The organism is Devosia sp. YR412, assembly GCF_900110945.1.
Lineage (GTDB): Bacteria > Pseudomonadota > Alphaproteobacteria > Rhizobiales > Devosiaceae > Devosia.
The window spans coordinates 509,317-522,163 of the sequence record NZ_FOFL01000002.1; the positions used below are offsets into that span (position 1 = coordinate 509,317).

The window sequence follows — 12,847 nt, forward strand, 5'->3', positions numbered from 1 at the left end:
GAGCCGCTAGCGCGGAGCGATGGCTTCCCTCCCCTGAATGGGGAGGGATTGAGGGTGGGGTGATGATTAGCCACAATAGCTCAACGCCCCGCCTTCTCCTTCTCCGCCACGCGCGCATGCACCGCCTCGGCCTCGGCCGTCATCACCTCGGCAAAATCACTCATCTCAAACACCGGCCGGATCTCGATCTCCGAATACCCCGGCATCGGGTTCGGGCAGCGTTTCACCCATTCCACCGCGTGATCCATGTCCCGCACCTCCCAAATCCAGAACCCGGCCACCAGTTCCTTGGTCTCGGCGAATGGCCCGTCGATCACTGTCCTGCCGACCCCATCGAAGCCAATCCGCTTGCCGGCCGATGACGGTTTCAGCCCGTCACCACCCTTCATGATGCCGGCATCGACCAGTTCCTCATTGTAGCGGCCCATTGCCTCGAGCAGTTCGCCCGGCGGGAGGACGCCCGCTTCGCTATCGGCCGTAGCCTTCACAAAAACCATGACACGCATTGCACTCTCCTCTGTTGCTATCGTGACGACGAATGAGTTTTGGCGATTTCGACAGGCAAACTGCCCCACTCCCGCCACGCCCGCAAATCACCTATATGGGGATGGAGCAACGAGTATCCGCCTTGACCGAACACTTCCGCATCGACCGCCCCACCTTCGATCCCGCCACTGGCCTGGCCAGCTTTGGCTACGCCTTGGGCGATCTGCATTTCGTGGAGAAACTCAGTTTTCCGGCCGGCGCCGATGCCGCTGCGGCCGAACGTGCCTCTTTCCGCAAGCTGCTCGACCTCACCGCCGTCGTCCTCGGCGTCAGCTATTTTAAGCTGCGCGCGCCCTTCGAAATCCATGCGCCGGAGATCGCGCTGAGCGAGGCCGAGCGTGCCTTTGCCATCGACGTCTATGAAAACGGCCTCGGCGAATTCTATGCCCGCAACAATCTGCAGCGCTTCGGCAAGCTGAGCATTCATGCCCCGCTCGACGCCGAAGCCACCCGCCCCGCCGTCACCCTGCCGAACCGCGCCCTGCTGCCAATCGGTGGTGGCAAGGATTCGCTGGTCAGCGTTGACCTCTTGACCCACACCGGCGTCGAGTTTTCGCCCTTCGCGGTCAATCCCAAGGGCCCGATCCTGACCTCGGTGGACAAGATCGGCACAGCCCCGGTCTATATCACCCGTACGCTGGATGCCGAGATGATCCGCCTCGGCAAGGAGCCCGGCTTTTACAATGGCCACGTGCCCTCCACCGCGATCAATTCCATGATCGCGGCGCTCTGCGCCCTGCTCTATGGCTATAACCAGATCGTGCTCAGCAACGAGCGCTCGGCCAGCGAGGGCAATGTCACCTTCGATGGCCGCGAGACCAATCACCAATATTCGAAATCGCTCGGCTTCGAACTGCTGATCGCCGCCATCCTCTCCGATGCCACCGGCGGATCGCTGAAATATTTCTCGCTGCTGCGCCCCTATTCCGAAGCCCGCATCGCCTCGCTCTTCACCCAGGAGAGCAAGTTCGACCGCGTCTTTTCGAGCTGCAATCGCAACTTCCGGCTGGCCGGGCATCAGGGCGACCTGTGGTGCGGCGAATGCCCGAAATGCCACTTCGTCTTCCTGATCTTCGCCCCCTTCATGGCCAAGGATCGTCTGCTGTCGATCTTTGGCAAGAATCTGCTCGACAATCCGGCCAATGAAGCCTCAGTCCGCGAGCTGGCGGGCCTGGCCGGGCAAAAGCCCTGGGAATGCGTCGGCGAAATCCTCGAGGCCGCGGCCTGCCTCTATACGCTGACCCGTCATGCCGATTGGCACGACGCGGCTGTGGTGAAAGCCGTCAAGGCGGACCTCCTTGCGCAATATGGCGAGCCGAAACTGCAGCTGGCCATGGCCGAATGCCTGACCGATGGCCACGACCACCACATTCCGCCGGCGCTCGCCGCCAAGGTGGCCGCCTATGCGGTTTGAAGAACCGGTCCTGCTCTATGGCGCCGGGCGCGAGGCACTTTCGACGCGGGCTTTCCTAAAGGCCCGCCAGCCGGACCTCCAGGTCTTCGTCACCGTCGATAGCGGCGCGGCCGATATTCCCGACACCGAGGTCATCACTCCAGACGACCTGCCCGAGGCCATTCGCGCGCATCGCTTTGGCCTGATCGTCAAGAGCCCCGGCGTCTCGCGCTACAAGCCGATTTTCGACATCGCCCGCGATGCCGGCATTCCCACCTCGTCCAATCTCAACCTCTGGGGTTCGGCCTACCGGCATGGCCGCACCGTCATTGCGATCACAGGCACCAAGGGCAAGTCCACGACGGCCACCCTCGTCCACCTGATGCTGACCCGCTCCGGCGTCGATGCGGGCCTCGCCGGCAATGTCGGCCTCGCGCCGCTAGAAATCGGCGACAAGCATGCCGTGGTGATCTTCGAGCTCTCGAGTTACCAGACTGCCGACATGAGCTTCCTGCCCGATATCGCGGCGGTGACCAATCTCTACCCCGAGCATGTCGACTGGCATGGCTCGGTGCAACGCTACTACAAGGACAAGCTGCATCTGATCGACCGCGACGGCGGCTTTCCGGTGGCGCTCGGCGCGGCAGCTGAGGGAAATGCCCTCGTCGCCATGGCGGTCCGCGACCACCGCCGGCTGATCCGCGACCTGGCGCCGGACGAACTCAGCGCGGTCGACAAGGCCGTCACCGGCTCGCGCCTCAAGGGCGCGCATAATCTCGACAACGCGCACCTGGCCGCCCGCATTGCTTTGGCCGCTGGCGCCAGGCTCGACGGCATCATTCGTGGCATTGCGGCTTTCGTCCCCTTGCCACACCGGCTGGAAGAACACCGCGTCGGCGGCACGCTGTTCATCAATGATTCCATCTCGACCACGCCCGAAGCCACCAAGGCGGCGCTCGCCGCCTATCGCGGTTATCGCCTGGCGCTGATCGGCGGCGGCCATGAGCGTGCGCAGGACTATACCGAACTGGCTGGTCTCCTCGCCGGCTATGGCGTCACCACGCTGGCCTGCCTGCCGGTCACCGGTGCGCGCCTTGCCGCCGCCACCCGCGCCGCGGCGCCGCATATCACCGTGCTGGCCGAGCGCGATCTCGAAGCGGCCATGCAGGCGCTCTACCGGCATCGCCACCAATTCGATGCGCTGGTGCTGTCGCCCGGCGCGCCCTCCTACAATCAGTTCAAGAATTTCGAGGAACGCGGCCGACGCTTTGTCGCGCTTGCCGAAGCGATCTTTGCCCCGGAGCGACCATGAACGGCTTTGCCTACCTGGCGATCGCCATTATCGGCGAAGTCATCGCCACCTCATTCCTGCGCGCCTCGGCCGGCTTTACCCAGCTCATTCCCACAATCGTCGTGGTGGTCGGCTATGGCATAACCTTCTACTTCTTCTCGCTGGCGCTGCAGACCATTCCGGTCGGCATCGGCTATGCCATCTGGTCAGGCGTCGGCATCGTCATCGTCTCGATCATCGCCTATTTCGCCTATGGCCAGACGCTCGACCTGCCGGCGCTGCTCGGCATCGGCCTGATCCTTGCGGGCGTGCTGGTGATCAACCTCTTCTCGCACTCATCGGCGCATTAGAACGGCCGCGTCAGCGTCGCCCAGGGCACACCGGCGCTGGATAGCGCCGTGCGGATGTCTTCGACCAGCCCATCGTCGCTGATCCGCTCGCGCAATCGCGGCAGCACACCCTTGGCATGGAAAGCTGGCGCCTCAAGCACCTGTGGCAGGTAGCGATTGACCACGGCGCTGTCGCCGGCCCGCTGAGCCGCCATGATGGCGAGGATTGGCCCCAGCTCCCGATCGGCCTGTGCATAAAGCTCGGCACTCTCGACCGCCCTGGCGAAATCACCATCGCGCAGCGCCAATAGCGCTGGCACGCCGAAATACCACGGCGGTGGGGCCGGCGAGCGCTCGGCTGCATCGCGCGCCATCTGCTCGGCCTCGTGCAAGCCGCCGGCCAGCGCCAGCAGCCGGGCGAAAGCTGCCAAGGCATCGGCATTGGCCGGATTGAGCTGCACGGCCGAGGCATAATCGGCCCGGGCCATATTGAGATCGCCCTGCCCCTCATGCAGCCGCGCCTGCTGCTCCCAGATGAAACCGCCGATCGGGTCTAGCCCGATGGCGTTGGCCATGTTGACCTCAGCGAGGCGGAAGCGCTCGGCCGCGCTGGCATCGTCGGGCGCCGGTGAACCGCCCTGCTCCGCGATCAGGCTGGCATTGGCCGCCAGCGCAAGCGCACTCTGCTTGTCGATTTCCGGCAAGGTGCCTAAGCAGGCGCCCGCCTCAGCCGCATCTGCGCTGGCCCCGGTTTCGCGATAGCGATCAAACATTACGCGGCAGAGATAGAGATTGGCATCCGCGCTACCCAGCGTGCCTGCCGCCAGCAATTGCCGCGCCGGCGCATGCAGCGGCCCGCGCGGGCTGCCCAGCACGAGGCCAAAGGCTTGCGATACCCGGTCGAGCACGCCGGGCGTCGCCGCCTCGCCCGCCGGCACCGACAGCGTCTGGTTCCACACCACCGTGCCGGTCCGGCTCTCGGTGAGAATGGCGCTATATTGCACCACATCGCCATCGAGCCGCACGATGCCGGTCAGGACGAAGTCATTGACCGGCAGGTCCTCGGTCGGCTGGACCTCGCTGCCGACCCGGTAATGCACATTGATGTTTTCGAACTGTTCCAGATCGGTCACCAGCTCGATGGCGAGGCCCGCCACCTGCGGCGGCGACTGCGTCGCCTGCGCCAGGTTCTGGAACTCGACTACGTTGATCGTGGGCGCCTGCAGCGCCCCAACCGAAGCCGCGGCAATCTGCTGGCGCGGCCCCCACGTACTGAGCGCATAGGCTCCCATGGCGGTGCCCAGGGCAATCACCACAAGAACATACCAGGACACGCCGGGCCGGTTGCGTACGGCGCGTGGCGGTACAATGGGCACACCGACCGGCGTGGCCCCTGCCACCGAGTCTGGCAGAGCTTCGGCATGGGCGGTGACAAATTCGGGAATATAGCGCCCCACCGGCAGACGAATCTGCACCGCGTCGTGTAGACCGGGACCACTATAGTAGTCGTCGAGCAGACTGCGCAGGCGCCGCGCCTGCACCCGAACGATCGGATCGGCCTGCGGATCGAAGTCCGGCGCGCGTCCGAATACATCAACGGCAATCGAATAGGCCTTGATCGACTGTTCCTGCCCGTCCAGCGTGCAGTTGACGATGTATTCGAGGAAGCGCGCAAGCTGAGACGAACGAGCAATTTCAGGCCACTCGAGCAAATGCTCAAGAGCCGCCACGATAATCTCGCGCTGCAGCACCGGGCTGGTCAAAATCCCTCTCCGACAGTAGTTTGGATACTGACGATTTACATGTAAAATACAAGGCCGGGTTACGCGACTTTACCCCGCATTGCCTAGCAGGAGTGAAACTTCTGCAGCATAGGCCGGTCGTTGCCGTCATCGACGCGACACAGTTCCGGCTCGGCTAGGCCCCGACCGGAACGCTTGACCACCCAGTTTCAGAGTACCGCCTGGCTTTGCACCCGTGCAGAACCCGGCTTGCGTTTCCTCTTGCGGCACTGTCCGGCATGCCACCGGACGTCAGGGTATCGATTGAACGAACATATGGAAAACGCGCCCTTCGTGGCGCTCATCGACGACGACCAGCATTCGGCGCATCTGTTGACGCGCATGCTGCTGGCCGAAGGGTCGCCACGCGTCCAGTGGTATGGCGATGCTGTCCGCGGCCACGCTCGCCTCGTCGATGTGCTGACCGACCCGAGCGCCCATTGGCCGAGCCTCGTCATCGTCGACCTCAAGTCGCATAGCTGCGCCAACATGGATTTCCTCCGCTCGATCCAGCCGCTGCCGCATCAGAAGGGGGTCAGCATGGTCGCCATGGTGCATGCCAGCGAAAGCGACCAGCGCGAGGCGCTCGAGGATTGCGGCGCTGCGGCAATCTTTTTCCGGCATGCCGACCGCGACGCCTATCGGCGCGAAGCGGCAAGCCTTGTCAGTTTCTGGGCGCGCAGTCAGCGTCCGGTTGCGGTTGGCATGTAACGCCTGCGTCCACAGGTTGCATGCCACGGTCTGGAGGGGCGCTGCAGGAAGGATCTTCGGATCGGCCCTGCATTCCCAAGCGTCCCTCCGGCCACTCCAATCTTCGTGCCGTTTGCCCCGGCATAGGAGACGCCGGCTTTCCCAAGAAAGCTGGCTCGGGCGCACGGTCGTGACACCTCCCGGTCGCGATCGCACGGGGGGAGAAGCAGATTGGCAGCGCGCCTTCCCTCGGCGCAGATGCCAGAGTTTCCGCTTCTCCCCGCGGCCTTTTCGGCAATTAGCTTCGCTTCGTCTTGTCCTTCTGCGGATCAATGACATTATGCGCCAGCGCCCGCAGTGCGGCGAGTACGATCACCGCCAGCACCGCGACACCAAAGGCGATGAAATAGTAGCCCAGTGCCGTCGACAGACCCACTGCACCGGCCAGCCACATGCCGGCCCCCGTCGTCAGCCCCTGCACATTGCCGCCTGCGCGAAAGATGGCGCCCGCGCCCAGAAAGGCGATGCCCGCCGTCACCGCCTCGACCGCACGGATCGGATCTGCCTGCGGTCCATTGGCCCCGCCCGGCTCGATGGTATGATAGATTTCAAAGGCCAGGATGGTGAACAGGGCCGCCGCTACCGAGATCAGGATATGCGTTCGCAGCCCCGCCTCTGCCGTATTGAACTCCCGCTCGAAACCGATCATCGCCCCGAGCACCGCCGCGATCAGCAGGCGGATGGCGATGATATGCTGGGGCAGATAGGTCTGCACGAAACCGAATTCGTTACCGACATCCATGGCTGGGATTCCGAGTTGTGACGCTTGTATAACAATCGGAATTGCCCGGAGTTAGTTCCAGTCCGCGACGAGCGGACGCGCCCAGTCGGCAATGAAGTCTGCGGGCGGCAGGATGATCCAGCCGTCGTCATCGCCGACGGTTGTATAGTCATTGCGCGCTACGCCCAGGGCGGTGATGGCACAGACCAGCGCAGCGCTATCGTCGTGATTTGTGACAGTTTCGAAGGACTGCTCTAGCTTCCGTCCTGGTAGATGGTGACCCAACAATCGGTCCAACACGCCATCAGCCACTGCCGCTTCGTAGTAACGATCTGACCGCCTCACTCTCAGCCCCTTCTCGGGATCGGGATGCAGCAGGCCAAGAAAGCTGGTGGGAAAGGCCTCGGCCAACGCCAGTGGATGGATGGCATGTGCATGCGATGCTGCGCGAAGTCGGCCGCTATCGATCACCAGCCGGGCAAACTCATTGGTGTGGTGATTGAGCAGCCGGCCAACCGGACTACGCGACGAACCAGGCTGGCTGATACGCCCTGCGATAGGCTTGACGCTCAACGCCTTTTCGCAGCCGCGATATCTATCGACCACCGCCAAATCGCCGCGCAACGGACCATCCAGCGCCGCAGCGAGGAGAGGGTGAGAGCCGATCACCTCGGCCATCGCCGCCTCCCGCAGTTCGGTCTGTCCGGTGAACCGCCGGATCGTCCATTGCACGCTCTCGCCATCCCAATCCAGCCGGCAGACAGCGCTCGAGCGCTGCTTCAGCGACCAGCCAACATCGACGCCAAGAACCGAACCGCTTTCGGGCAGCATCAAACCGTCTTCAGCCAACCGCCATCCACGAAATAGGTGCTGCCGGTGGAATAGCTCGCCTTGTCCGAACACATGAAGACGAAGAAATTCGCCAGCTCTTCCGGCGTCGCAAACCGCTTCATGCCGCCGGCCTCGTCGGCCACGCCCTGCAGATGCGCCTGCCAGCCGGCCTCGCCGGCAATCTGCTTGGCCGTCTTGATCCAGTCCGGCGTCAGCACCAGGCCCGGATTGACCGTGTTGACGCGGATATTGTCGCCAACCACCTCATTGGCCAAGGTCTTGGAAAACATCATCAGCGCAGCCTTGGTAGTATTATAGATCGGCTCGTACCACAGCGGCTGCACGGCACAGATCGACGCATTGTGCAGCACCACGCCGCCGCCGCGCTTCTTCATGCTCGGCACCAGTCCACGCGCCAGCCGCACGGCGGCCATCACATGCAGCTCCCAGTAATATTGCCACTTGGCGTCGTCTGCCTCGGCAATGGTCTCGTTGGAGCCGGTACCGGCATTATTGATCAATATATCGACTCCACCAAAGCCCTTGGTGGCGCCCTTGATCACCGCATCGCAGCCCTCGGCCGTCGCCACATCGGCGCTGATGCCCATGGCGATGACGCCGAACCTGTCGGCCACCCGCGCCACCTCGTCATCGGTCCGCTCCTTGTTGCGGCCGACCAGCACCAGATTGGCCCCCTCGGCTGCCAGGCCCTCGGCAATGGCGAGGCCAATGCCCACCGTGCCGCCGGTGATGACGGCGACCTTGTCGCGCAGGTTGAGGTCCATGCGTCTCTCCTACTTCGCCACGCGGATCTGCAGCTTCACATCGCTCGGCCGCGCTTCCACCGCCCGGTCGAACGCTGCCTTGGACTCTTCGAAGGCAAAGGTCTCCGAGATCAGCGGCCTGAGGTCCACCTTGCCCGAGGCAATCAGCGCGATGGCGCGGTCATATTGATGGGCATAGCGGAACACATTCTCGATGCGCAATTCCTTGACCGAGGCGCCGGCGATATCCACCGCCACCGGCTCGACCGGCAGGCCGACCACGACGATGGCGCCGCCAGGACGCGGCAGGTCCATGATGGTCTTCCAGGCATGCGGCGAACCCGAACATTCGAACACCACATCAGCGCCCCAGCCATCTGTGAGGCGCGACACTTCCTCGACCACACTCTTGTCGCGGATATTGAGCGGAATGACGCCCTGATACTGCGCCGCGATATCAAGCTTTGGTTGCGCCAGATCGGCGACGATCACCCGGGCACAGCCGCCGGCCAAGGCCGCCAGGGCCACCATGGTGCCGATCGGCCCGGCGCCCAGCACCACGGCGGTATCGCCGGGGGTGATTTTCGCCTTGGTCGCCGCCTGCATGCCCACCGCAAAAGGCTCGACCATGGCGCCTTCGGCAAAGCTCACGTGGTCGGGCAGCTTGAAGGTATAATTGGCCGGATGCACCACTTCGGGCGTCAGCACGCCATGCACCGGCGGCGTCGCCCAGAAGCTGACGGCCGGATCGACATTATACATGCCCAGCCGCGACGCCCGCGAATTGGCATCGGGAATGCCCGGCTCCATGCAAACGCGATCGCCGACCTGCAGATGGGTCACCCCGGCCCCGACCGCGATGACCGTGCCCGCCGCCTCATGCCCCAGCACCATGGGCGCATTGACCACGAAGGGGCCGATCTTGCCATGGGTATAGTAATGCACATCCGAGCCGCAGACGCCGACCGTGTGAATGGCGATCTTGACCATGCCCGGCCCGACCTCCATCGGCAGCTCGATATCGCGCAGGGCCAGCTCATGCTGGCGTTCAAGGACAAGGGCGCGGACTTTGGTCATCTAGGACATCCTGGGCAGTGGGCATTGCGATAGCATCTTGTATCCCAGTGCCCCTGCGTCGCGAAGGTCGGAATAGCGGTTTTGGTACGGCGATCAGGCCGGTGGGGGCATGGCGCCGGTCATAATCGCCACAGCGTCAGACATGGAATAATCCTTGGGTCGGATCACCGCGATGCGCTTGCCCAGCCGGTGGATATGGATGCGATCCGCCACCTCGAAGACATGCGGCATGTTATGCGAGATCAACACGATTGGCATGCCGCGGCGCTTGACGTCCAGCATCAGCTCCAGCACACGCCGGCTTTCCTTGACACCCAGCGCCGCCGTCGGCTCGTCCATGATCACTACTTTGGAGCCAAACGCCGCCGCTCGCGCCACGGCAACACCCTGTCGCTGCCCACCCGACAGCGTTTCCACCGACTGGTTGATATTCTGGATGGTCATCAAGCCCAATTCGCTGAGCTTTTCCCGCGCCAGCCTGTTCATCGCTGACCGATCGAGCAAGCGGAACAGGCTGCCCAGCGGCCCCGGCTTGCGCATCTCGCGGCCGAGAAACAGGTTGTCGGCAATCGACAGCGCCGGCGACAGGGCGAGGTTCTGATACACGGTCTCGATCCCGGCCAGCCGTGCATCCATCGGCGACTTGAAGCTGATCGGCGATCCATCGAGCTTGATGACCCCTGCATCGGGGATCATGGCGCCGCACAGTGCCTTGATGAGACTGGTCTTGCCGGCGCCATTATCGCCAATGACGGCGAGGATTTCGCCCGGCATCAGCTCAAAGTCGGCATTGTCCAGCGCCACCACCTTGCCATAGCGCTTCTGCAATCCGGTGGCCGACAGGATGGGCTGCACACCGGCAATCGGCGTGGCGGTGAGGGCGGCAAATTGATCCAAGCTCATGCCGAAATCTTCCTGATCCACTGGTCAGTGGTGACCGCGATGATGATGAGGGCGCCGACGGCAAATTCCTGCCACAACACGTCAACCCCGGCGAGCGCCAGCCCATTGCGGAACATGCCCACGATCAAGGCGCCGAGCAGCGTGCCAATGATCGAGCCGCGCCCGCCGAACAGCGAAGTGCCGCCGATCACCACGGCGGTGATGGAGTCGAGATTGGCGGTCTGGCTGCCAAGCGGAGAGACGGCGCCAACGCGGCCGATCAGAACCCAGCTCGCCAGCGCACAAATGAAACCGGCCAGCGTATAGACGCCGATCAGCGTCATGGTGGTGTTGATACCGGCCAGCCGCGCCGCTTCCGGATCATCGCCGGTGGCATAGATATGCCGGCCGAAGGCGGTGCGGTTGAGGATGTACCAGACCGAGGCGGCGATCAGGATCATCACCATCGAGCCGGCTGTGAGGATCGCCCCGCCGCCCAGCGCCACGCGGGCCCCCATCCATTGCAGCATGGGGGCAATGGCCGCGATATCCTGGCTGCGGATGGTCTCGGAATTTGAGATGAAGATCACCATGGCGCCATAAATCGACCAGGTGCCCAATGTCACGATAAAGGGCGGCAGCTTCACCAGCGCCACCAGCACGCCATTGATAAAACCGCACAAAATGCCGGTGCCGACACCCAGCACGAAGCTGATTTCCACCGGCACGCCAGCCACCACCGACAGCCTCCCCATGACGATTGACGAGAGGATCATGATGGCGCCGACCGAAAGATCGATGCCGGCGGTGAGGATAATCAGCGTCTGGGCAATGCCCAGCACGCCGATGATGGTCACCTGCTGCAGCACCAGCGACAGGTTGAATGGTGCGAAGAATTTGCTGCCAGCCGCCACCGAAAAGATGGCAATGCCGACGATCAGCACGATGAAGGGAATGGCGGTCGGATAGGTGTGCAGGAAGGCCTGCAAGCGCCGGATCGGGCTGGGCGAATCCTCGTCAAAACTGGCCACGCCATGAGAGCTGCCCGCCAGCCCCTTTTCCGCCGTCGCCGAACCGGCTGCATCATCGCTCATGCAAGAACTCCTCCCAAAGCCCCGTGCCCAACCCCACCCCCACCCTTGATCCCTCCCCACAAGGGGGAGGGAGACGATGAACACGGGCATTGAAGCTGGCGCCTCCCTCCCCTGAATGGGGAGGGATTGAGGGTGGGGTGATGCCCACCCTCTGAATGCTCAATATTGGCTTAGCCCCAGCAGAGCTCGGCGCCCTTAGCAGTGTCGATGGATTCCACCCCAGCCACCGGCTTGTCCGTCACCAGCGCAGCACCGGTGTCGAAGAAGTCCAGCCCTTCGGTCACCGCCGGCTTTTCTCCGGTCTCGGCGAACTTCTTGATCGCTTCCATCGCCATCGAAGCCATCAGCAGCGGATATTGCTGGCTGGTGGCGCCGATCACGCCGTCCTTGACGTTGGCGACGCCCGGGCAGCCGCCATCGACCGAGACGATCAGCACCGAGCCGTCATCGCGGCCGATCGCCTTGAGCGCTTCGTAGGCGCCGGCAGCCGAGGGTTCGTTGATCGTATAGACCACGTTGATATCCGGGCATTTCTGCAGCAGCGTTTCCATGCCGGTACGGCCACCGTCTTCGGCGCCGCCGGTCACTTCATGGCCGCAGATGCGGGCATCGTCTTCGTCGCCATATTTATTGGCATCCTTCACGTCGATGCCGAAGCCTTCCATGAAGCCCTGGTCGCGCAGGTAGTCGACGGTCGGCTGGTTCACCGCGAGGTCGAGGAAGGCGATCTTGGCATTGGCGGCGGCATCGCCCAGCGTGCCCTTGGCCCAGGAGCCGATCAGCCGGCCGGCCTGGCGATTGTCGGTGGCAAAGGTCGCGTCGGCCGCATCGATCGGATCGAGCGGCGTATCGAGCACGATGACCAGCAGCCCGGCGTCGCGCGCCTGCTGGATCGCCGGCACGATGGCGCTGGAATCCGATGGCACGATGGCAAAGCCCTTGGCGCCGGCGGCGGTCAGGTTTTCGATGGCTGCGATCTGGCTGTCATTGTCGCCGTCGAACTTGCCGGCAAAGGTGCGCAGCTCGATGCCGAGCTCGTCGGCCTTGGCCTGGGCGCCCTCGCGCATCTTGACGAAGAACGGATTGCCTTCGGTCTTGGTGATGAGACCGACGACGATCTCCTGCGCATAGGCGGCGGTACCGCACATCAAACCGAGCATCACGGCCGAGGCGGCCGCGACCTTCAAGAACTTACCCATGGATATCTCCTCCGAGATTTCAAATTGCGGATGGGCTGGTTGCCAGTCCTCGCTCCGCTTCAGGACACCGGATGAGTCTCCTCCCACCGGCTCCGTCGCCGCCATATCAGTGCATCATCCGCAGCCTGTCAATAGATCACTCCAATTGATTTATTAATTGACAGGCCTAACCCATTGGCTTTTGCTGCG

13 protein-coding genes are annotated in these 12,847 nt (G+C 63.4%); 4 read left to right on the forward strand and 9 right to left on the reverse strand.

Going from position 1 to position 12,847, the window contains the following annotated elements:
* Positions 1-80 precede the first annotated feature (80 nt).
* A complete protein-coding gene (locus BM045_RS08790; protein ID WP_092182285.1) occupies positions 81-506 on the reverse strand; it encodes a YciI family protein in 426 nt (141 codons plus the stop codon).
* A 122-nt stretch (positions 507-628) separates the two neighbouring features.
* Between BM045_RS08790 and BM045_RS08795 the strand changes: the two genes are divergently transcribed.
* The 3 genes from BM045_RS08795 to BM045_RS08805 are packed head-to-tail and all read left to right on the forward strand — an operon-like array spanning position 629 to position 3,580.
* Positions 629-1,960: a MurL-like N-terminal domain-containing gene (locus BM045_RS08795; protein WP_092182287.1), complete on the forward strand. Its 1,332-nt coding sequence runs from the start codon at positions 629-631 to the stop codon at positions 1,958-1,960.
* Positions 1,950-3,251 (forward strand): UDP-N-acetylmuramoyl-L-alanine--D-glutamate ligase, encoded by a 1,302-nt coding sequence (gene murD, locus BM045_RS08800; RefSeq protein ID WP_170848443.1) that lies wholly within the window; start codon positions 1,950-1,952, stop codon positions 3,249-3,251. The genes BM045_RS08795 and murD overlap by 11 nt, the downstream gene beginning before the upstream one ends.
* Positions 3,248-3,580, forward strand: a complete 333-nt coding sequence (locus BM045_RS08805) for a DMT family transporter (protein WP_092182293.1) — start codon at positions 3,248-3,250, stop codon at positions 3,578-3,580. Before murD ends, BM045_RS08805 begins: the two co-directional genes overlap by 4 nt.
* Here BM045_RS08805 and BM045_RS08810 read toward each other — a convergent pair.
* The gene (locus tag BM045_RS08810) at positions 3,577-5,322 is read right to left on the reverse strand and encodes a hypothetical protein (RefSeq protein ID WP_092182295.1); all 1,746 of its coding nucleotides are present in this window, start codon (positions 5,320-5,322) and stop codon (positions 3,577-3,579) included. The two genes, BM045_RS08805 and BM045_RS08810, sit on opposite strands and share 4 nt — an antisense overlap.
* Positions 5,323-5,604: 282 nt before the next feature.
* Here BM045_RS08810 and BM045_RS08815 point away from each other — a divergent pair, with 282 nt between their 5' ends.
* Entirely contained in the window at positions 5,605-6,051 is a 447-nt protein-coding gene (locus tag BM045_RS08815) for an ANTAR domain-containing protein (RefSeq protein WP_139198759.1), read from the forward strand.
* A 277-nt stretch (positions 6,052-6,328) separates the two neighbouring features.
* Here the strand turns inward: BM045_RS08815 and BM045_RS08820 are convergent, their stop codons facing one another.
* From BM045_RS08820 to BM045_RS08850, 7 genes are all read right to left on the reverse strand, one after another.
* Entirely contained in the window at positions 6,329-6,832 is a 504-nt protein-coding gene (locus tag BM045_RS08820; protein WP_092182299.1) for an MgtC/SapB family protein, read from the reverse strand.
* Between the two features lie 51 nt (positions 6,833-6,883).
* On the reverse strand, positions 6,884-7,660 hold the full coding sequence (locus BM045_RS08825) for a hypothetical protein (RefSeq protein WP_139198760.1): 777 nt from the start codon (positions 7,658-7,660) through the stop codon (positions 6,884-6,886).
* On the reverse strand, positions 7,642-8,427 hold the full coding sequence (locus tag BM045_RS08830; RefSeq protein WP_092182303.1) for an SDR family NAD(P)-dependent oxidoreductase: 786 nt from the start codon (positions 8,425-8,427) through the stop codon (positions 7,642-7,644). The genes BM045_RS08825 and BM045_RS08830 overlap by 19 nt, the downstream gene beginning before the upstream one ends.
* A 9-nt stretch (positions 8,428-8,436) precedes the next feature.
* Positions 8,437-9,483 carry an NAD(P)-dependent alcohol dehydrogenase gene (locus BM045_RS08835; protein ID WP_092182305.1) on the reverse strand — a complete coding sequence of 349 codons (1,047 nt, stop codon included), beginning with the start codon at positions 9,481-9,483 and terminating at the stop codon, positions 8,437-8,439.
* A gap of 93 nt (positions 9,484-9,576) precedes the next feature.
* Positions 9,577-10,386, reverse strand: coding sequence for an ATP-binding cassette domain-containing protein (locus BM045_RS08840; RefSeq protein ID WP_092182307.1), 810 nt, complete (start codon positions 10,384-10,386; stop codon positions 9,577-9,579).
* Positions 10,383-11,459, reverse strand: coding sequence for an ABC transporter permease (locus BM045_RS08845; RefSeq protein ID WP_092182309.1), 1,077 nt, complete (start codon positions 11,457-11,459; stop codon positions 10,383-10,385). The genes BM045_RS08840 and BM045_RS08845 overlap by 4 nt, the downstream gene beginning before the upstream one ends.
* 170 nt (positions 11,460-11,629) lie before the next feature.
* The gene (locus tag BM045_RS08850) at positions 11,630-12,658 is read right to left on the reverse strand and encodes a sugar ABC transporter substrate-binding protein (protein ID WP_092182311.1); all 1,029 of its coding nucleotides are present in this window, start codon (positions 12,656-12,658) and stop codon (positions 11,630-11,632) included.
* Between the last annotated feature and the right edge of the window lie 189 nt (positions 12,659-12,847).

What these genes read in the sequence shown, in the direction of transcription:
- BM045_RS08840 (WP_092182307.1), bottom strand. Translation starts at nt 10,386, where the DNA reads ATGAGCTTGGATCAATTTGCCGCCCTCACCGCCACGCCGATTGCCGGT.
- BM045_RS08845 (WP_092182309.1), bottom strand. Translation starts at nt 11,459, where the DNA reads ATGAGCGATGATGCAGCCGGTTCGGCGACGGCGGAAAAGGGGCTGGCG.
- BM045_RS08805 (WP_092182293.1), top strand. Translation starts at nt 3,248, where the DNA reads ATGAACGGCTTTGCCTACCTGGCGATCGCCATTATCGGCGAAGTCATC.
- BM045_RS08820 (WP_092182299.1), bottom strand. Translation starts at nt 6,832, where the DNA reads ATGGATGTCGGTAACGAATTCGGTTTCGTGCAGACCTATCTGCCCCAG.
- murD (WP_170848443.1), top strand. Translation starts at nt 1,950, where the DNA reads ATGCGGTTTGAAGAACCGGTCCTGCTCTATGGCGCCGGGCGCGAGGCA.
- BM045_RS08830 (WP_092182303.1), bottom strand. Translation starts at nt 8,427, where the DNA reads ATGGACCTCAACCTGCGCGACAAGGTCGCCGTCATCACCGGCGGCACG.
- BM045_RS08790 (WP_092182285.1), bottom strand. Translation starts at nt 506, where the DNA reads ATGCGTGTCATGGTTTTTGTGAAGGCTACGGCCGATAGCGAAGCGGGC.
- BM045_RS08850 (WP_092182311.1), bottom strand. Translation starts at nt 12,658, where the DNA reads ATGGGTAAGTTCTTGAAGGTCGCGGCCGCCTCGGCCGTGATGCTCGGT.
- BM045_RS08835 (WP_092182305.1), bottom strand. Translation starts at nt 9,483, where the DNA reads ATGACCAAAGTCCGCGCCCTTGTCCTTGAACGCCAGCATGAGCTGGCC.